Origin of the sequence: Halobacillus salinarum (assembly GCF_022919095.1) — a bacterium.
In the GTDB taxonomy this organism is placed as follows: Bacteria; Bacillota; Bacilli; order Bacillales; family Halobacillaceae; genus Halobacillus_B; species Halobacillus_B salinarum.
This window is the reverse complement of the sequence record NZ_CP095073.1, coordinates 2251091-2269216: the sequence shown is the minus strand read 5'-3', so window position 1 is coordinate 2269216 and position 18126 is coordinate 2251091. Positions and strand designations below refer to the sequence as shown.

20 protein-coding genes and 1 riboswitch are annotated in these 18126 nt (G+C 41.4%); of the genes, 3 read left to right on the top strand and 17 right to left on the bottom strand.

Going from position 1 to position 18126, the window contains the following annotated elements:
* Window positions 1–23: 23 nt before the first annotated feature.
* The 4 genes from MUN89_RS11605 to MUN89_RS11590 form a co-directional block, all read right to left on the bottom strand.
* Complete coding sequence (locus MUN89_RS11605) at window positions 24–503, bottom strand: GNAT family N-acetyltransferase (RefSeq protein WP_244707883.1); 480 nt, start codon at window positions 501–503, stop codon at window positions 24–26.
* A gap of 73 nt (window positions 504–576) precedes the next feature.
* The gene (locus tag MUN89_RS11600; RefSeq protein WP_244707881.1) at window positions 577–1344 is read right to left on the bottom strand and encodes an energy-coupling factor transporter transmembrane component T family protein; all 768 of its coding nucleotides are present in this window, start codon (window positions 1342–1344) and stop codon (window positions 577–579) included.
* Window positions 1337–2806, bottom strand: a complete 1470-nt coding sequence (locus MUN89_RS11595; RefSeq protein WP_244707879.1) for an ABC transporter ATP-binding protein — start codon at window positions 2804–2806, stop codon at window positions 1337–1339. Before MUN89_RS11595 ends, MUN89_RS11600 begins: the two co-directional genes overlap by 8 nt.
* Entirely contained in the window at window positions 2790–3368 is a 579-nt protein-coding gene (locus MUN89_RS11590; RefSeq protein WP_244707877.1) for an ECF transporter S component, read from the bottom strand. Before MUN89_RS11590 ends, MUN89_RS11595 begins: the two co-directional genes overlap by 17 nt.
* Window positions 3369–3487: 119 nt before the next feature.
* A riboswitch (TPP riboswitch) is annotated at window positions 3488–3608 on the bottom strand.
* Window positions 3609–3866: 258 nt separating this feature from the next.
* Here MUN89_RS11590 and MUN89_RS11585 point away from each other — a divergent pair.
* Entirely contained in the window at window positions 3867–5303 is a 1437-nt protein-coding gene (locus MUN89_RS11585) for an MDR family MFS transporter (RefSeq protein WP_244707875.1), read from the top strand.
* 123 nt (window positions 5304–5426) lie between these two features.
* Complete coding sequence (locus MUN89_RS11580) at window positions 5427–6053, top strand: spore coat protein (protein ID WP_244707873.1); 627 nt, start codon at window positions 5427–5429, stop codon at window positions 6051–6053.
* A 134-nt stretch (window positions 6054–6187) separates the two neighbouring features.
* Here MUN89_RS11580 and MUN89_RS11575 read toward each other — a convergent pair whose 3' ends face one another.
* The 4 genes from MUN89_RS11575 to MUN89_RS11560 form a co-directional block, all read right to left on the bottom strand.
* Window positions 6188–7318 carry a M20/M25/M40 family metallo-hydrolase gene (locus tag MUN89_RS11575; protein WP_244707871.1) on the bottom strand — a complete coding sequence of 377 codons (1131 nt, stop codon included), beginning with the start codon at window positions 7316–7318 and terminating at the stop codon, window positions 6188–6190.
* A gap of 69 nt (window positions 7319–7387) precedes the next feature.
* On the bottom strand, window positions 7388–8929 hold the full coding sequence (locus MUN89_RS11570) for an acyl-CoA carboxylase subunit beta (protein WP_244707869.1): 1542 nt from the start codon (window positions 8927–8929) through the stop codon (window positions 7388–7390).
* 7 nt (window positions 8930–8936) lie between these two features.
* Window positions 8937–9749, bottom strand: coding sequence for a methylmalonyl-CoA epimerase (gene mce / locus MUN89_RS11565; RefSeq protein ID WP_244713743.1), 813 nt, complete (start codon window positions 9747–9749; stop codon window positions 8937–8939).
* 17 nt (window positions 9750–9766) lie between these two features.
* On the bottom strand, window positions 9767–11419 hold the full coding sequence (locus MUN89_RS11560; RefSeq protein WP_244713740.1) for an acyl-CoA mutase large subunit family protein: 1653 nt from the start codon (window positions 11417–11419) through the stop codon (window positions 9767–9769).
* 176 nt (window positions 11420–11595) lie between these two features.
* Here MUN89_RS11560 and prli42 point away from each other — a divergent pair, with 176 nt between their 5' ends.
* Entirely contained in the window at window positions 11596–11736 is a 141-nt protein-coding gene (prli42, locus tag MUN89_RS11555) for a stressosome-associated protein Prli42 (protein WP_244707867.1), read from the top strand.
* Window positions 11737–11901: 165 nt separating this feature from the next.
* On the opposite strand, the gene MUN89_RS11550 is transcribed toward prli42, so the two are convergent.
* The 9 genes from MUN89_RS11550 to MUN89_RS11510 all read right to left on the bottom strand — a co-directional run bounded on the left by MUN89_RS11550 (window position 11902) and on the right by MUN89_RS11510 (window position 18059).
* The gene (locus MUN89_RS11550; RefSeq protein WP_244707865.1) at window positions 11902–12414 is read right to left on the bottom strand and encodes a L,D-transpeptidase; all 513 of its coding nucleotides are present in this window, start codon (window positions 12412–12414) and stop codon (window positions 11902–11904) included.
* Between the two features lie 44 nt (window positions 12415–12458).
* The gene (locus MUN89_RS11545) at window positions 12459–13409 is read right to left on the bottom strand and encodes an aromatic acid exporter family protein (protein WP_244707863.1); all 951 of its coding nucleotides are present in this window, start codon (window positions 13407–13409) and stop codon (window positions 12459–12461) included.
* Window positions 13410–13487: 78 nt separating this feature from the next.
* Window positions 13488–13919 carry a BrxA/BrxB family bacilliredoxin gene (locus tag MUN89_RS11540; RefSeq protein ID WP_244707861.1) on the bottom strand — a complete coding sequence of 144 codons (432 nt, stop codon included), beginning with the start codon at window positions 13917–13919 and terminating at the stop codon, window positions 13488–13490.
* Between the two features lie 147 nt (window positions 13920–14066).
* The gene (locus MUN89_RS11535) at window positions 14067–15131 is read right to left on the bottom strand and encodes an NAD(P)H-dependent flavin oxidoreductase (protein WP_244707860.1); all 1065 of its coding nucleotides are present in this window, start codon (window positions 15129–15131) and stop codon (window positions 14067–14069) included.
* 260 nt (window positions 15132–15391) lie between these two features.
* Window positions 15392–16060 (bottom strand): MBL fold metallo-hydrolase, encoded by a 669-nt coding sequence (locus MUN89_RS11530; RefSeq protein WP_244707858.1) that lies wholly within the window; start codon window positions 16058–16060, stop codon window positions 15392–15394.
* 232 nt (window positions 16061–16292) lie between these two features.
* Window positions 16293–16508: a transcriptional regulator gene (locus MUN89_RS11525; RefSeq protein ID WP_244707856.1), complete on the bottom strand. Its 216-nt coding sequence runs from the start codon at window positions 16506–16508 to the stop codon at window positions 16293–16295.
* Complete coding sequence (locus MUN89_RS11520; RefSeq protein ID WP_244707854.1) at window positions 16505–16825, bottom strand: YxlC family protein; 321 nt, start codon at window positions 16823–16825, stop codon at window positions 16505–16507. The genes MUN89_RS11525 and MUN89_RS11520 overlap by 4 nt, the downstream gene beginning before the upstream one ends.
* Entirely contained in the window at window positions 16818–17360 is a 543-nt protein-coding gene (sigY, locus tag MUN89_RS11515) for an RNA polymerase sigma factor SigY (RefSeq protein ID WP_244707853.1), read from the bottom strand. Before sigY ends, MUN89_RS11520 begins: the two co-directional genes overlap by 8 nt.
* A gap of 147 nt (window positions 17361–17507) precedes the next feature.
* On the bottom strand, window positions 17508–18059 hold the full coding sequence (locus tag MUN89_RS11510) for a 2'-5' RNA ligase family protein (protein WP_244707851.1): 552 nt from the start codon (window positions 18057–18059) through the stop codon (window positions 17508–17510).
* Window positions 18060–18126 lie beyond the last annotated feature (67 nt).

The following is an 18126-nucleotide window of genomic DNA, read 5'->3' as shown; positions in this document are numbered from 1 at the left end:
AACCGTCATTTTGATTGATTCTATTACTCGTATATCTTGCTCATCATGTAATCTGTCATCATAAACCCCATTTTTTCATAAAGGGCAACTGCTCTTTGATTATGCGCAAAAACATGCAGACGCATTTGTTTGATTCCTTCTTTAAGACAGTACTCATCTAGAGTGTACATGGCTCCTTTCCCCAGTCCCGAACCTTGATGCTGTTCGTCAATTTTAATATCAAAAATAAATCCTTTCTTCCCGTGATTGTCTTCCGTAATATTCAGCCACAATATCCCTACATTCCCTAATTCATGATCATAAAGAGAAAAAAAGTAGTGATTTTCGGTCTCTAATCCTTCTGGTAGCAGTTCTTTAAACTGTTCCTCTGCTTTTTGAAGGGCCTCTTCTTCGGTCCAGTTTCCAGCTTTTACGTGCTCATAGGCATATTCCCCAAGTGAAATCTTTAAGTAAGAGTTAAAGTCAGTCTCTTCCATAGGTACAAATGTTATGGTCATCATCATTCCTCCTTTAAAGACTCTTTACCTTGTGGAACCTGGCAGATCATTAACTTTAACAGCAATGGACGCACCCTCCTTACAGAGTTGAAGTAATTTGAAAAGCGAAAATGATTACCCCTGTAAAATATAGAAAGAAATAGAAGTCATATTTCGAAAACCCAATTCGATAATAATACGTTCTTTTCTGAGCATCATTGAATCCTTTTGCTTCCATAGCCACTCCCATACGATGGGCGCGACGAATACTTTGAGAAAGCAAGGGGATGGAATAAGCTTTTAACGTTGTAAAAATTCCAGATATAGATTTCTCTCTGTGCATGCCTCTCACTTTTAGAGCGAACTGAATGTTACGTGCCTCTGATACCATTAAAGGAACCATTCTTATGGCAGCCATAAAACTGTAGGCAAATTTCGGCTTCAGTTTCAATTGCTGCATAAGTGAATAGAAAAGACGGACAGGAAGCGTAGTGAGGCTGAAAACCACTCCCAAAGCAGCAAAGACCACACCTCTTACTCCAAGAAATAAACCTCTGTAAAAGCTTTCTTTCGTTATTTCTACTATTCCAAAGCTAAACCAAGTCGTACTCCCCTGGCCAAAAAGGATCATGGAGGAAGAAGAAGTAATAAAGATTAAAAGAAAAGGGACAGCGATAAGTGCCAATCTCTTCATCGAATGCCCTGTAAAGGCTACGTACAATAATAAACAGCCCATTAAGAACACAAGCAGATATTCCAGAGAATCGACCCACAGCAGATGCGTAAATAATACAATGACGAAGATAAATTTTAAACTTGGATTTACTTTATGAAGCCAAGTCTCGTTATCATAAATTGTTTCATCCATGGTGAACTTCTCCTCTATCTTGAAAACTGTCCATTTCTATAATAGTACCATCTGCTGCATGCCAGGTTTTAGTTGACAAATGCTTCACAATATTTTCATCGTGAGTAACCATAATAATGGCTGTCCCTAACCTTTTTAATTCTTCTAGATGATCTAATATGGCAAATGTATTTTTTGCATCCTGTCCAAAAGTCGGCTCATCCAATAAAAGGACTGAAGGAGCAGCAGCTAATGCCGCTGCGAGGCTCAGCCTTCTCTTTTGGCCCATTGAAAGTTGATAAGGATGCATGTTCTTCTTTGAAGTTAGGTGAAAACGAGAAAGCAATTCCTGCACGCGGTTTTCAGCCTTCTGAGAATCCCATTTATGCAGACGAAGGGTATGAGCTACTTCTTCCTGCACGGACTGAGTAACAAATTGATGTTCTGGATTTTGAAAGACGAGCTGTACCTCGTTGGCAATGGATTTTGTTTTGGTTTTCTTTTTACCACAAACCATTATGTCTCCAGTCGATTTTACCAGTCCCATTAAAGCATGTAACAAAGTGCTTTTCCCAGCTCCATTCTTTCCGGTTACTGTAACCCATTCTCCTCGATAAGCACACAATTCCTCTGCTTGAATAATAGAAGTCCTGCCTCTAACAGCGTTCAAGTTTGAAACGGACAGTACTGGAGGTTCACTTAACAAAGGATAGGACTCTTGTTTTTCTTTTTTTTCCAAGTATGATTTCCATACACCGGGATGCCAAATCCCTTGTTCATCCAATACTCCCTTATACTCAGTTAAGATATCCTGCGGACGACCATCTGCAATCAACAAACCTTGTTCGTTCATGACAATCATTCTGTCAGCAAAGTCAATCGCTTGGTCAATTTTATGCTCAACAGCAATAACCGTTCTGTCCCTGCTTATCGACTTTATCGTATTCCATACCTCCTGCGTGCCTTCTCGATCAAGCAATGCTGTGGGTTCATCCAGAAAAAGCACTTCGGGTTCAAGCGCAAGTACAGAAGCAATCGCTGCGCGTTGTTTCATTCCACCAGACATCCAACGGATTTGCTGGTGGCTGGTTGCAAGACGAAGCCCCACTTTTTCGAGATAAGAGGAAATATACTGATCCATATCTTCCCTTGCTATTTGTAAGTTTTCTAACACAAAGGCAATTTCTTCATCCACATAAGGCATGCAGAATTGGCTGTCAGGGTCTTGAAAAACAATTCCTCTGCTTTCTGGAAGGTTAGCCGCGTCTGTTTTTATCGGCACTTGAATCGAATGTGGAATCAAGCCGGAAAGAACCTGCAGTAATGTAGATTTTCCAGACCCTGAGGGCCCCACAATGAGAATTTTCTCTCCTTTGTTAAAGGTAAAGGTTACATCTTTAAACAAGAGTTTTTCAGTCTGAGGAAATTTCAAACGCAGATTCTTAATACCGTACTTCTCTGTTATTTCAGTCCAAGGATTCATAATCAAGTTCTCCCGCAGGCCGAACCAGAGAAGCGACCCCTGTCTTTTCAAGTGAAGCAACTAAATAATAGCTGAATACCCCGGCAATTCCTATTGATCCTGCGATTCTTGCGACAATTAGTATGAACAAGTTCCAAACGGCAAGCTCACCTAAAAAACTATAGTAATAATCGATGAAGATGGAAACTAACGCAGAAGCAGCCGCTGCTAATGACACAATTATCAAGTCATAGCGCCGGTAACGGAACGCAGCGAAAACTACTTCTGCTGCGAGACCCTGGCCCAGGCCAAAGATAAGAGTAGCGACCCCCCATTCACCTCCAAAAATAAATTCTCCATGAGCAGCTGCCACTTCCGCCAATAAGGCCACACCAGGTTTACGAATCAATAGGTAAGCGACCGGTGCCGCAATGAACCACATGCCATAGATCAGTTGTTCAAGCTGCAGGCCGGCAGCTGAGACTATGCCATATAAAGGGCCCCAGACTTTATAAATGATTCCAAAAATAAGCGAAATGACGATCGTAATTAAAATGTCTGTTAATTTTAGTCCTCTTGTCAATTTTATCCTCTCCTTGTTTGATTTCGATCTGGTTACAAGAGGAAAAAAGTGAAAAAAAAGAACCACTTCTTTCCTGAGCAAAAGAAGTGGTTCTGCCGAATATCATCAATTGTTTATAATAATCCGCCACTCCACTTCCCTCCGCTGGTGTAAGCCAGATCAGGTTCTAAGGGTCTTAAAGTATGACTTTAATCTCAACCATTCTCCGGCTGCTGCCGGAAAGGTCCCCTAGTGGAAAAACATCATTCAATTATTTATGCATTTATCCTACACCATTCGCGTGAGTTATACAATCCCTACCTATAATTTTCACTGCTGTTTTCCATAGGGATAACGCAGTCTTTGCTCCCTGTATCTCTAAACAATCATGATAGTAAGCATTATGTTTGTGTGGATCATTCCATCACAGTATAATCTTATAAATAGTGAGCACGTTAAATGGATTTTTTATGTAATGGTATCATTTTTGTCATTAAAGTCATTAAGGAGGGTGTTATCGTGACGACACAGCCTTTCAATAAAATATTAATTGCTTCTCTATTACTGGCAGGTTCTTTTATCGCAATATTAAACCAGACATTGATGATTACAGCCATCCCTCCCATTATGGAAGAAATGCATGTGTCTGCAAATTCTGGACAATGGCTGACCACCGTATTCATGTTAGTCAACGGCATTATGATTCCTATTACAGCTTTTCTTATTGAACGCTTTACAACGAGACAATTATTCTTATCTGCAATGAGTATTTTTGTAGTAGGAACCATTATCGGAGCTATTGCTCCCAATTTTCAAATCCTGCTCCTCGGCCGTATTGTGCAGTCGAGCGGTGCTGGTATTATGCTTCCTTTGATGCAGACCGTTTTTCTTTTGATATTTCCAGTAAATAAACGCGGAGCAGCCATGGGGTATATTGGACTCGTCATTTCCTTTGCCCCTGCTATCGGCCCTGCCCTATCAGGCTGGGTTACGGAGAATTACTCGTGGCGGCTGTTGTTTTTAATTATCCTCCCTATCGCTATTATTGATATTATCATTGCCTTCTTTGTGATGAAAAACGTAACCGAACTGACCTATCCGAAAATGGATCTATTGTCCATCATGCTTTCCTCAATAGGATTTGGAGGCTTACTTTACGGGTTTACTTCAGCAGGTAATTACGGGTGGGGAAATACACAAACGATTCTGTTTATTTCTTTAGGCGTCGTTTCACTTTTGTTCTTTATTTTAAGGCAGTTGAAACTGAAACAGCCTATGCTTGAATTCAGAGTATTTAAATACGCTGTTTTTACCATAACCACAATTATAGCGATGATTGCCTTTATGGGATTGATTGGGGCAGAAACTTTAATTCCGCTTTATATGCAGAACATGCGTGATTTTACAGCTATGGAATCAGGGCTTGCAATATTGCCGGGAGCTGTCATTACAGGTTTTATGTCACCGATTACTGGTAGAATATTCGACAGAATTGGTGCCAGGTGGCTAGCGATCGTAGGCTTATCGTTAATCACGCTATCATCGCTCGTTTTTTCCTTTTTAGGTTCATCCACTACGTTTACTTTTATTACCGTGCTTTACGCCATTCGAATGCTTGGATTATCTATGGTTATGATGCCTGTAACTACAGCAGGATTAAATCAGCTTCCTAACAAGCTGATCCCTCATGGAACAGCGATGGCCAACACGACCCGTATGGTAGCTGCTTCGATAGGAACTGCCATTTTAGTAACGGTTATGACAACAACAGCCCAACGGGCACAATCTCAGCCCGCTATTGATTATCCTGCTATTCACGGAGTGAATGTCGCATTTTTTGTAGTAACTGTCCTTTCTTTGATTGGAGTAATCTTATCCTTTTTTATTAAGAAAACTTCTCCACCAGAAGAAGAGGAAACCGAAAAAGTGAGTTATCGCCAGGCAGAAAACATGTAAGCATAAAGGCCTTAAGAATTCTCTGATTCTTAAGGCTTTTTTTGAAATCATTTCTAAGTATGAGGTTTGTTTAATAAGCTACACTAAAAAAGCATGTGATTATTAATTTCAGGAGGAAGATGAATGCAGTATCCTAACGAAATGAATCAAAATCAAAACAGCATGCCTCAATCCGAATATATGCCAGCTCCTATGAGCCACGGTGGCCATGAATTGTTTGATGCACATGAAATCCTTGGATCTATGGTCGGGTGTATAGACAATTACACTCTTTATGAAGGTTATGCACAGGATAATGAGTTAAGACAGATGATTCAAGCTCAGTCCCAGTTTCTCAACCAAATGTATAATACAGCCGTAGAAAGCTTAAAAACGGGGCAAAAGCCTTCAGAACCTACCCAGGTGTATAACATGGATGAAAGCAATAACGTCACCTTTGGACTTAAACCTGGCGCTCCCAAAAAACCGATTCAATCTACAAGCGAATTAACAGAAGACCACATTTCCTCCTTTATGCTGGGGCAAATGAAAGGGCTTTCTTCGTTAATGGCTATGGCTGCTGGAGAGATTACAAATCCAGTATTAAGAAGGGTTATAGCGGACAGCATCCCTAATACAATTGAGATGAGTTATGAAATTTTCCTTTACCGAAATGACAGGGGCTACTACCAGGTCCCTCAACTAACTCAACAGGATATGCAAACGATGATCAACAGTTTTGCACCTTCATCCCAACAACCAATGAACTAACTAAAAACCGCCGGCAGTTTTGCTGCCGGCGGTTTTTAACAATTAGAAATCCCTAACTTTACCATTTTAAAAGAGGCCCCAGCGTAACTGCTAAGACCTCCATGACGTCACAATATTCGCTTCATGCTGTAACCTTATTGTTGTTCAGCAGCTTCTTGAATGATCGACGTAATCAGCTCTGCCGCTTTTTCCAGCTCGCTGACCGGCATGCGCTCATTTGTGGTATGAATTTCCTCATAGCCGACTGCCAAGTTGACTGTAGGAATACCGTGTCCTGCAATGACGTTTGCATCACTGCCTCCGCCGCTCGTTAATAATTCACTATCTCGTCCGATACGTTTGGCAGCTCTTCGTGCAACTTCTACGACCTGATCGCCTTCTTTTTGTTTAAAACCAGGATACATAACATCGATTTGAATTTCGACGTCTCCTCCCATTGCTGAAGCTGTTTCTTCAAGTGCTGATTTCATTTTATTCACTTGTTCTTCCATTTTTTCAGGAACCAAAGATCTCGCTTCTGCAAGAATTTCTACATGGTCACATACTATATTGGTTTGTTTTCCACCTTCAAAACTTCCTATGTTAGCCGTTGTTTCTTCATCAATTCGTCCAAGAGGCATGTTGGCAATAGCCTTGGAGGCGAGAGTGATCGCTGAAATGCCTTTTTCAGGCGCAACGCCTGCGTGAGCTGTCTTTCCTTTGACTACTGCTTTTAATTTAGCCTGGGTAGGAGCAGCTACGATGATATTCCCTACTTGACCGTCACTATCAATAGCATAGCCATATTTAGCAATTAAGTCTGATTTCTCAAGAGCTTTTGCTCCAACTAATCCGCTTTCTTCCCCGACTGTAATAATAAACTGCAGATCACCATGCTCCATTTTGTTCTCTTGAATAGTTCGTATAGCTTCCAAAATGGCAGCGACTCCGGCTTTATCATCAGCTCCAAGAATGGTGCTTCCATCCGAAACGATATAACCATCCTTAATCGACGGCTTGATTCCGTTGCCAGGAACGACAGTGTCCATATGAGAAGTAAAATAGATAGGATCAACATTTGCTTTCGAACCTTTAAGCGTGCAAATCAAATTGTTGGCCCCATGTCCAGTAATATCTTTTGCTTGATCTTCTTTTACTTCCACGCCTAATTCAGCAAATTTATTTTTCAGCAGTTTTGAAATTTTTTCCTCATGCTTTGTTTCTGAATCCACTTGCACAAGTTCCATAAATTCTTCAATCAGGCGTTCTTTATTCACATTTACCATTTGACTTTTCCTCCTTATATGTAGGCCTCATCCTCTTAGTACGTTAGCGGATCACTAAGGGCCTGTCAATTAAAGAGGAATGTTGCCATGCTTCTTCAATGGACGTTCCTCTTGTTTATTTTTCAGCATATCGAGGGCTTGTATGAGCGTTTTTCTAGTGTCTCTTGGATCGATGACGTCGTCTACCATGCCAAGTCCTGCTGCAACGTATGGATTAGCAAACCTTTCCCGATATTCGTCAATTTTATGCTGTCTCGTCACTTCAGGTTCTTCACTATATTTAATATCCTTTGCGAAAATAATGTTAGCCGCTCCTTCCGGACCCATGACAGCAATTTCAGCATTGGGCCATGCATATACCAGATCTGCACCGATCGATTTACTATTTAACGCTACGTAAGCTCCGCCGTAAGCTTTTCTGGTAATCACGGTCAATTTTGGAACAGTCGCTTCCGAATAAGCGTACAGAATTTTAGCACCATGACGGATAATTCCGCCATGTTCCTGTTTAATTCCTGGAAAGAATCCAGTGACATCTTCAAAAGTAACAATAGGGATGTTAAAGGCGTCACAGAACCGGATAAAGCGAGAGGCTTTGTCACTGGAATCAATATCCAGTCCGCCAGCCATATATTTAGGTTGGTTACAGACGAGCCCAATCGTTTTTCCGTTTAAGCGAGCAAAACCTACCACAATGTTTTTGGCAAAATCAGCGTGAATTTCAAAAAATGACTCTTTATCGACCACTTCTTCAAGAATGGTTCTCACGTCATAGGGGCGGACCGGGTCAAACGGAATTTTATCTGTCAGTTCCGGCCGGTAATGGTCTTTTTCTTCAATCTCATAGACAGGAGGCTTTTCATTATGATTCGAAGGCAGGTAACTGACCAGCTCTTTCACCGAATCCAGAGCACCTGCTTCATCCCTCGCTTTTAAGTGAGCATTACCGCTCAACGTATTATGTACATTCGCCCCACCCAAGTCTTCTGCAGAAATCTGCTCGCCGGTAACCGTTTCGATAACTTTAGGTCCTGTAATGAACATCTGCGAAGTTTCTTCAACCATAATGACGAAGTCCGTTATGGCAGGAGAATATACGGCACCTCCAGCACAAGGTCCCATAATGACTGAGATTTGCGGAATCACACCAGAATAAATGGAATTGCGATAAAACACATGTCCATAGCCATCCAGGGAAGAAACCCCTTCTTGAATTCTCGCCCCTCCTGAATCATTTAAGCCGATAAAAGGTGTGCCGTTTTTAGCGGCCAGATCCATGACTGCTGCAATCTTTTTGCCGTGCATTTCGCCTAGTGCTCCTCCAAACACTGTAAAATCCTGAGCGAATAAATACACGTCCCGTCCATTGATCTTTCCAAATCCAGTCACTACACCTTCTCCAGGAGCTTCTTTAACGCCGAAATCTTCATGACGATGCTCCATAAATGGATTTAATTCCACAAAAGTCCCCTCATCCAGCAAGTAATCAATTCGTTCTCGAGCCGTCCATTTCCCTTTTTCATGCTGTTTGTCGATTCTTTGATCTCCACCGCCGAGTTGTACTTTTCTTCGTTTATCATATAATTCGTTTATTTTGTCGTAAATGTCCATCGTATTCTCACTCCTTCTTACCTGGCTGACAAAGCTCGTAAAGCACGCCATTAGCAGCTTTTGGATGGATAAAAGCAATCTGGCTTTCATGGGCTCCGGTTTTAGGCTGATCATTGATGAGTGAAACATTCTGCTCTTTATACTGGGAGATCCTCATTTCAATATCATCCACCTCGAGTGCAATATGATGGATGCCCTGTCCTTTTTTCGTAATAAACTTTTGAATAGGTGAGTTTTCGGAAGTGGGCTCTAGCAATTCAATTCTAGTATCGCCAATTTTCATAAAAGCTACGCGAACCTGTTCGGAAGCCACTTCTTCTACAGCGTCTATAGATAGTCCAAGCGTATGCTGATAGAAAGGAAGTGCCTCCTCCAAACTTTCCACAGCAATACCAATATGGTTTATTTTTTCAGGGGAAGTAATGGTTTGTTTATTCATGAGCTGCCTGATATAAACGGCTATAGCTTCCGTAGGTGATCCACTTGTAAAGATTTTCTTGACTCCCTTGTCCTCCAGGTAGGGAATATCTTCTGCAGGGATCACTCCTCCTCCAATAACAGGAATGTCCTGGGCTCCTTCTTCGGCAAGGGCCTGAACAACTTTGGGAAACAAAGATTTATGAGCGCCTGAAAGGGAGGATAAACCGACTACATCAACATCTTCCTGGACAGCCGCACGGGCAATTTGCACAGCCGATTGTCTTAAACCGGTATAAATCACTTCCATCCCATGGTCTCTTAAGGCCTGGGCAATAATTAATGCACCTCGATCATGCCCATCCAGTCCTGGTTTAGCTATAAGTACGCGAATTGGTTTCATCATTTGTCCATTCCTTTCTAGATCCCACTGTATTCCCCAAATTCTTCCCGGAGAACATTCGCAATTTCTCCTACAGTTGCATACGCCTTAACTGCCGAAACGATATGAGGCATCAAGTTATCACTGCCTTTTGCCGCTTCTCTTAACTGCTTTAATCGTTGCTTTATTTGCTCATCATCCCGATTTGCACGAACTTTTTCAAGCTTACGGATTTGTCCAGCTTCCAAAGCCTCGTCTACACGAAGAAGATCCGGATTAATCTCTTCTTCTAATGTAAATTCATTCATCCCTACAACAATGTCCTCTTTCGATTCGATCCGTTTCTGGGCATCGTATGCTGCTCTCTGTATTTCTCTTTGCATATAGCCATCTTCAACCGCTTGAACAGCACCGCCAAGTTTTTGAATACGTTCTAAGTACCCATTGGCTTCCTTTTCAATCTGATCCGTCAAAGCTTCTACATAATAAGACCCGCCTAACGGATCGATCGTATCCGCAACGCCGCTCTCATGGGCGATGATCTGCTGTGTCCTGAGGGCAATTCTCGCTGAATCTTCGGTAGGCAGCGCCAGAGCTTCATCCCTTGAATTGGTGTGAAGGCTTTGAGTACCACCCATGATCGCTGCAAGCGCTTGCAGCGTAACTCTGACAATATTGTTATCCGGCTGCTGGGCGGTTAATGTGCTTCCTCCCGTCTGAGTATGAAAGCGCAGCTTCCAGCTCTTTGGATTCTCTGCTTTATAATGGTCTTTCATAATTTTCGCCCACATTCTCCTAGCAGCGCGAAACTTTGCAGCCTCTTCAAAAAACTGATTATGAGCATTGAAGAAAAATGCCAGACGTGGAGCAAATTGATCCACTTCCATTCCTGCTTCTAATGCCGCATCTACGTATGCCATACCATTGGCGATAGTAAACGCTACTTCCTGCACTGCAGTGGAGCCTGCTTCCCTGATGTGGTAGCCTGAAATGCTTATCGTGTTGAATTTCGGAAGGTTTTGGTGACAATAACTGAAAATATCTGTAATCAGCCGCATAGACGGGCGGGGGGGATATATATAAGTGCCTCTTGCAATATACTCTTTTAGTATATCATTTTGAATTGTACCGGTCAGTTGTGCAGGGTCTACTCCCTGTTTCTCGCCAACTGCGATATACATGGCAAGTAAAATGGATGCTGGCGCATTGATCGTCATTGATGTGCTTACTTTGTCTAAAGGAATCTGGTCAAACAGCTGCTCCATATCAAAAAGCGAGTCAATGGCCACTCCAACCTTTCCTACTTCCCCTTCCGCCATCGGATCATCCGAATCGTAGCCGATTTGGGTAGGCAGATCGAAGGCTACGGATAAGCCCGTCTGTCCCTGGCTCAGCAGGTAACGGAAACGCTCATTTGTTTCTACCGCAGATCCAAAACCTGCATACTGACGCATCGTCCAGTAACGGCTTCTATACATGGTGGGTTGAATTCCCCTTGTATAAGGATACTCGCCAGGATACCCCAGCTCATTTATGTATTGTTCTTCCTGGATTTCGGGAACGTATAAACGTTCAATAGGCAGTTCTGAACTCGTTACAAAAGATTCTTTTCTTTCTGGAAAACGTGCAGAGGCTTTTTCTACAGCCTTCTCCCACGATTTTTTCGGGTGATTCTCCGATGAATGTCCCATCATTCTGCCTCCTTATGATAAACTTACCATTCCTATCATAACAAAAATTAAAGCGCTTACCATCCATAAATTAGGTAGTCTATCTATTCCTATTGTAATTGATTTAGCTCCCTTGTCCAATTTGTTTTTTCCATGTAAAATAACCTTAGGAATGAGCAAGAAGGAGGTTAAGAACCTTGGCTTCAAAACAAACAGAAAAACATCCGCCCAGGAAGAAAAAATCCAAAAGGGAACGCCGTATGAAAGCAGTGGTTATTTTAATGATTGCTGCAATGGTTGTTTCTTCCCTATTAACAGGTGCTGCTTTCTTCATGTAATGCATACGCCTATGCGTATGATCTTAATAAACATCAATAATGCCCTCTGCCTAAAAGCAGAAGCTGAGCCATTAGGAAAAACAGACAGCAGGACAAAAAAGATTCCCTCTCTTGATTTTTGAGAGGGAATCTTTTTTTAAAACGCATACAGTTGAAACCGGGGTATTACTGCATCATCGATTGAAGGGTGTTTTTTTCCCAGTCATGGTAGATTTGGGCCAAACTCTTATTTTGATTAGTCACAATAATTTTATCGCCTGCTTTGACAAGGTCATACAATTTCTCTACATTTTGATTCTTCATTCTTATACATCCTGCTGAAACTGACTTTCCTATTGACGCCGGCTTGTTTGTCCCATGTACTCCGAAAATCCTGCCATCCGTTCCATTGGCGTCAAAACCAATCCAACGGCTCCCCAATGGGTTTCTTGGGTCCCCGCCAGGAATATTCTTCTTGCGATAATAGGGGTTTACAGCTTTGACTTTTATAGTAAACACACCCTCGGGAGTTAATTCTTTTGTTTTTCCAGTCGCTACAGGAGCATGAAAAACCTCCCTGCCATTTTGAAACAAACCAAGTTCATGAGTGGCTTTATTGACTACAATAACTGGGTCCCCTGATGCCGTAGGCGGTACAAAAGAACCTATAACGAATAACAATATAACAGCGAGTTTCATCCAAAGTCATCCTTTTACAAAGAGTTTTCCCGATCCTTACTCGCTTATACGTCACTCTTCTTAAAGGACCGCTTAATAATTAGGTATTGTTCAATTTCTTTTAATAGCTGGTACAGGCTCGCCCTTACTTCAAATTCTTTTCTCGATTTTGGAAGGTCCTCTTCTCGAAAATGATCCCAAATCCGACTAAGCTCTTCAAGGTAAATGACAGCGGTATTACCCGGATGAACAGCATCCGCCAACTTTTCAAAAAAATCACTAATCTTCAGAGAATGAGAATACTTACCTGAAATTCGGCTGACAAGGGGAAGCATGCGTTCGAGCAGTTCAAATTGTTTTGTCCGCATTTGAAAATAATGATAATGCTTGTTGTGTGTGCGCAGCAGATGATTCTCTACGTCACGAAATGATAAGGATTTTGCTTCTTCTAATAAGTGGGCTGTTTCGGTTAATTCTTTTCCTGTCCAAACCTCATTTCCATCATGCAGATACTTCGCAATTTCTTTTAAAATCGTTGCAAAGTTCTGCTCAATCTGCTCTTGGTAACTCAACAGCTTGGTCTCTAAACTAGGCATGTACAAATTCAATAATAGAGCTGTACCGATTCCGACGATTATTAGCAGCAGTTCATTCCAAATATTGCTCCAAGTTATATGAGAAGTCCCATATAAATGCAGAATAATAACGGAGCTGGTTACAATTCCCGGAGTTAAATTAAGCCAGACCGTTGCAGGAATAAAAGCGAACAGCATCAATCCGATGGAGATTGGATTATACCCTACCGTTTCAAAAAATAAATAGGAAAATCCCATGGCCAGTACACAAGCAGAAAAGCGATGCCATGCGGTAAGGAAAGAACGTTTTCTAGTGACCTGAATGCATAAGATCGTCAAAATACCTGCAGACGCGAAGTTAGTAAGTCCGATTAACTGGGCAATCCAAATAGCAACAGGCGTTCCGAATGCTGTTTTTATTGTTCGATACCCTATTTTCAAATTTCTTCCCCACCTCTTTTCTTGCAAATAACGTAAAAAAGGATCTTTGCTTAAAACAAAGATCCTTGCAAGACCATGTTAAACTTCTTCGCAATATTCATCAAACAACCGCTGCAGCTTTCCGATCACTTCCATAGGTTCAAACCCTTCAATATCATGACGTTCAACCATAGATAAAATCTTACCATCTTTCAATAAAGCGAAGGATGGAGAAGATGGAGGATAACCTTCGAAGTATTCACGTGCGCGTTCAGTTGCTTCACGGTCCTGACCGGCAAATACGGTGACTAAATGATCCGGCCGCTTATCATAATGAATCGCATGAGCAGCTGCCGGACGGGCAACGCCGCCTGCACATCCACATACTGAATTCACCATGACAAGGGTTGTACCTTCCTTTTGCAATGCGTTATTAACTTCTTCAGGAGTTGTTAACTCCTTGTACCCTGCTTTATTAATTTCATCACGTGCCTGTGTGACAACGTCGTTCATAAAGATATTAAAATCCATCACTCTGGCTCCTTTACTTCGTTGTGTTACGATTAGTTTATCAAGTAATTCAACTGCTTTCAATCAAATCGTACGTGAATAAGGGGAATTAAGAACCGCTATCATGGAACCTCCATCTTTTTCAAGATGAAACATTTCTTTATTGTGTTACCAGTTTTGTATTAATTTATCGATCTCGAAAACGGCACTCTCAATTAATTCCTTGGCATGGACGTTTCTGCTTAGTCTTGCCCCCTGCCCTGACCATAATGACATCCATTCAGGTTTATTTTGAGCCGCCGCTTCCCTGCGAATAGATTTCGTCAACGTATTTTGAATGGGATAGGAAGGAATGGCGGAAAAACTTTTCAAGTCTTCCATAAACTCATTATAGATGCCGCGCGCTGGTTTTCCGCTGAAAACCTCAGTCACAAGCGTATCATTCTCTTGTGCTTTAAGTACCGCTTCCTTGTGCTGCTTTTTAGCACCACTTTCAAAAGTCGTTAAAAAAGCCGTTCCCAGCTGGGCTGCTTGAGCCCCTAATGTTAATGAAGCCAAAATCCCTCTGCCGTCCATGATTCCGCCTGCCGCAATCACCGGAATGGACACTTGGTCCACAGCTTGGGGGACTAGAGCCATCGTTCCTACCATTGACATGTCAGCAGAATTTAAAAAGGTACCTCTATGTCCTCCGGCCTCACTCCCTTGCATCACAACCATATCCATTCCTGCTTTTTCATTCAAAATGGCTTCCTCCACTGTAGTCGCTGTTCCAATCAACATCATTTGATGTTCTTTACACGTATGGATAACTGATTCAGGAGGAATTCCAAAAGTGAAACTGCAGATTTTTACTTCGCTTTCTATGATTACTTTCATTTGCTCTTCAAATGGAAAAGTGAATTCAGAAGGAAGCGGCTCCTCAGGGATTTGCAAAGTGCTTCGATATTTCTCAAGTTTGGAACTTGCTGCTTGTATTTCTTGTAGATTACTATCGGGTGAGCCAGGTACAAACACGTTTACTGCAAAAGGAGAGGAAGTGAGCTGTTTTATTTTTTCCAAACTTTCCTTCAGAGAATCCGGATCCATATATCCAGCCCCAAGGGTTCCAAGTGCCCCGCTGTTAGAGACAGCAGCTACCAGCTCCGGCGTCGTTACCCCACCTGCCATACCTGCTTGAATGATCGGATAGGAAAGTCCTAACTTCACTGTTAACTCGTTTTCATTCCACATCTCCATTCTCCTTTCTTAATTAAGAGCATGAATGCCTTTTACACAAAAGGTTTCTCAAACTATAAGAGGGAATCTAATCCTGGATCATGTATTTTTACGCTGGATTGGATTATTCTCACTTGAAAAAATTTTTTTCTGATCGCCAAAGAAACTTTCAACCATTGGATTTTCTGAAAGCTGAAAATCTGAGAGCAGTAAGCCTTTAGCTTTGCTTTAAGAAGAAACAACTGTAAGCAGTTGTGCATTCACATTCTTTTCAACTAACCCCCGTGGTAACAAACTATTCGGTCAATCTCTTTCTCTTGAACTTTTTTAACCGAATGAAGGGCCTGATTCATGTCTAACGTATGCTGGGCTGAAGGTTTTGTTAGAGAGCCATTTGAGCCCATCAACGCGTCACCAGCGATGAGTGTTTTACTTTTCTGTACGTATAAAGAAATATGACCGGGAGCATGTCCAGGGGTAAAAATCACTTCTATACCACCACAATCAGGCAGTACTTGTGCATCGGTTAGTGTTTCTGTAATCGGTGCACGGGGAGGATTAAAATACATATTCTTTTGTCCCTCTGATAAACTATCCCACTTTTCTTTTTCCATTTGGTGCGGGTCTGCTTTAATCAAATGTTTCTTTCCTTCAATATAAGGTTTAGCCAGTTCATGTGCCAATACTCTTACTTCTTTTCCAGCCGCCTCAAGAATTTCAGGTAAACTGCCAATGTGGTCTAAGTCCTGATGGGTGAGTACAACTGTAGACAACTTTTCAAAAGGTACTCCTGCTTTTTCCATTTCCGCTCTGATTTGCTTAAGCTGTCCTGGGACGCCCGTGTCGACGAGAATGGCTTCATGATCATCCCAAATAAGGGTCGGGTGAATTTCTATTCCGTGCATATCAAGAGTTAACATCTCGATACCTTTAGCGATTTTCACTTTTACAGCTCCTCTCATAAACTGTATCTTTCTATATAGACATACCATATTTTTCTTCTCTCGTTCAAAGAAAAGTAACTGAACCTTGAAAGAAAACTCATTTCATTTACGATCGTATTATTGGTCTCTAAGTTTTTTCGTGCATAAAAAACAGCCTATAGAAAAACCGTTGGATTTTTCCACAAGCTGGGATTCTATAAGCATAGAGAACAAACATTAAAAACTACTCTTTCTACTCAAAATCTTCGTTTTTTCTTCTCCGTTTCCTTGGAATAATAACAAACAGCCAGTAAAACAGGCTTGGCATAGGAAGCTGAATTAATCCCCAAATTCCCCATAACCACGCATAGTTTCCCTTCTTTTTAGCATCTGTAAATAACAAAGTGCTCTGAGTAAGCAACAGAACAGCAAGAACAGGTAATAATACAAACATTTGCAGCTTTGTCATAACCTCACATCCCCTTTCTGTCTGCTATTTTTGTATAGCCGGAAAAATATCACAGGAAGAATAAAGGCCGCTACAGCTTGAAGAACTAAGAACGCAACCGGAGCTTGTAAAACACTCATGATCAGTCCAGCTAAAATAATAAAAGCAGTAAATAAAAACAAGCCGAATTCCAGGAAAAAGGCTTTTTTCCTTTCTAGCTTTGTATCAACTATATACTTCAGCAGCTCTTGTTTAGAAGGTGAATAATCATTAATCTGGTCAAACTCGTTCCAATCTTTCCTAAGCATTATTAAAACATCATTTTTGTCTTTACCCATTTTCTTCCTCCCGCTTCTGCCTGAGCCATTTTAAACCATTGTGAACCCGGGATTTGACTGTACCTGTCTTTATCCTTAACATCCGGCTGATTTCTTCATAAGTATATCCGTAATAGTGGTGTAAAAGGATCGGTACCCTTTGATCATCAGAAAGCTCGTTAAATTCAGAAAATGCTTCGCTGAATTGGATACCTTGAGCTTCAGCCTGCCAATTGAGCTTTCGTGAAATGGCTTTCTTTTCTTCTCGCAGCCAGTTCAGTTCTCGTTTTCGCTTTCTAAGGCCATCCATATATAAATGGGAGGCAATGGAAATCATCCAGGTTGAAAACTTGCCCTTCTCTTTGTACGATGTTAGCTGGGTATAACATTTCATCATGGTCTCTTGTGCAAGATCTTTGCTTTCATGCTCATCAAGCGTTAGTTTGAGTAAATATTTATAAAGAAAGGAATAATAGCGCTCAAAAAGCAGGGCGTAGGCTTCTTCTTCCCCGTTCAGAGCTTTGATAATTAATTCATGATCTTCCTCATGTTCCATAGCAGGCTCCTCTCTGTCCGGTCAGCTATAAGACGTATAAGGAATGAAATTCGTTCAGAATATATTAAAATCTTTTTCTTTTCTATAAAAATAAATAAGGCCATAACTATACAAAAAAAAGCCTTTGGACCCCTCGCTTAATGCCTCCTATTTCCATAAAGGCAGAGAAAACAGAAGTTCTTCTTTACGTCGATTATTCGTTAAAGGAACGGCTTTAATAAGAGCAACACGATTTATCTTTCCATGGATAGAGTGATGTACTTGCAAGCAATAGTTATATGCTTCCAGTAATTTATCATGTCCCAGTCTATTGGCAAGCGTACAATGCGGTATCCATTGGTCAGGACGATATAAAGGATGCGATTCGCTGTGCCATTCCTCAAATGTCCGGTAATGGAATCTGTGAAGCTGCATTAAAGCTTCGGTCAAAATAGGTGAATAAAATAAGGCACCTGATTGAAGAAAAGAACCAATGGATGGAAAGGTAAGTTCCAGTTCGGATTGATTTTCATAAGCCTGCCGGATTTTTTGAATGTATTTTTCTTCATTTACATTCACATAGCTGGCCAGCGTGAGATGCGGCCTTCGATCCTTCACCTGCTCTGCGTAAGAGGAGATGGACTTTTCCTCAAGCTCCTTCCATATTGCTCGAATTTTCATCTCAGTTTCTCTGTCAAAAAGCGCAATAAAACCATACATGTTCCGACCCCCTGTAAATTGCAGAATACCTTGATTCCCTAGTTGATTTGGCATAGGATAATAGATA

Coding starts and splice junctions, on each gene's coding strand:
- MUN89_RS11605 (WP_244707883.1), bottom strand. CDS start 503: ATGATGATGACCATAACATTTGTACCTATGGAAGAGACTGACTTTAAC.
- MUN89_RS11600 (WP_244707881.1), bottom strand. CDS start 1,344: ATGGATGAAACAATTTATGATAACGAGACTTGGCTTCATAAAGTAAAT.
- MUN89_RS11595 (WP_244707879.1), bottom strand. CDS start 2,806: ATGAATCCTTGGACTGAAATAACAGAGAAGTACGGTATTAAGAATCTG.
- MUN89_RS11580 (WP_244707873.1), top strand. CDS start 5,427: ATGCAGTATCCTAACGAAATGAATCAAAATCAAAACAGCATGCCTCAA.
- MUN89_RS11575 (WP_244707871.1), bottom strand. CDS start 7,318: ATGGTAAATGTGAATAAAGAACGCCTGATTGAAGAATTTATGGAACTT.
- MUN89_RS11570 (WP_244707869.1), bottom strand. CDS start 8,929: ATGGACATTTACGACAAAATAAACGAATTATATGATAAACGAAGAAAA.
- mce (WP_244713743.1), bottom strand. CDS start 9,749: ATGAAACCAATTCGCGTACTTATAGCTAAACCAGGACTGGATGGGCAT.
- MUN89_RS11560 (WP_244713740.1), bottom strand. CDS start 11,419: ATGGGACATTCATCGGAGAATCACCCGAAAAAATCGTGGGAGAAGGCT.
- MUN89_RS11550 (WP_244707865.1), bottom strand. CDS start 12,414: ATGAAACTCGCTGTTATATTGTTATTCGTTATAGGTTCTTTTGTACCG.
- MUN89_RS11540 (WP_244707861.1), bottom strand. CDS start 13,919: ATGGATTTTAATATCTTTATGAACGACGTTGTCACACAGGCACGTGAT.
- MUN89_RS11535 (WP_244707860.1), bottom strand. CDS start 15,131: ATGTGGAATGAAAACGAGTTAACAGTGAAGTTAGGACTTTCCTATCCG.
- MUN89_RS11525 (WP_244707856.1), bottom strand. CDS start 16,508: ATGACAAAGCTGCAAATGTTTGTATTATTACCTGTTCTTGCTGTTCTG.
- MUN89_RS11520 (WP_244707854.1), bottom strand. CDS start 16,825: ATGGGTAAAGACAAAAATGATGTTTTAATAATGCTTAGGAAAGATTGG.
- sigY (WP_244707853.1), bottom strand. CDS start 17,360: ATGGAACATGAGGAAGATCATGAATTAATTATCAAAGCTCTGAACGGG.
- MUN89_RS11510 (WP_244707851.1), bottom strand. CDS start 18,059: ATGTATGGTTTTATTGCGCTTTTTGACAGAGAAACTGAGATGAAAATT.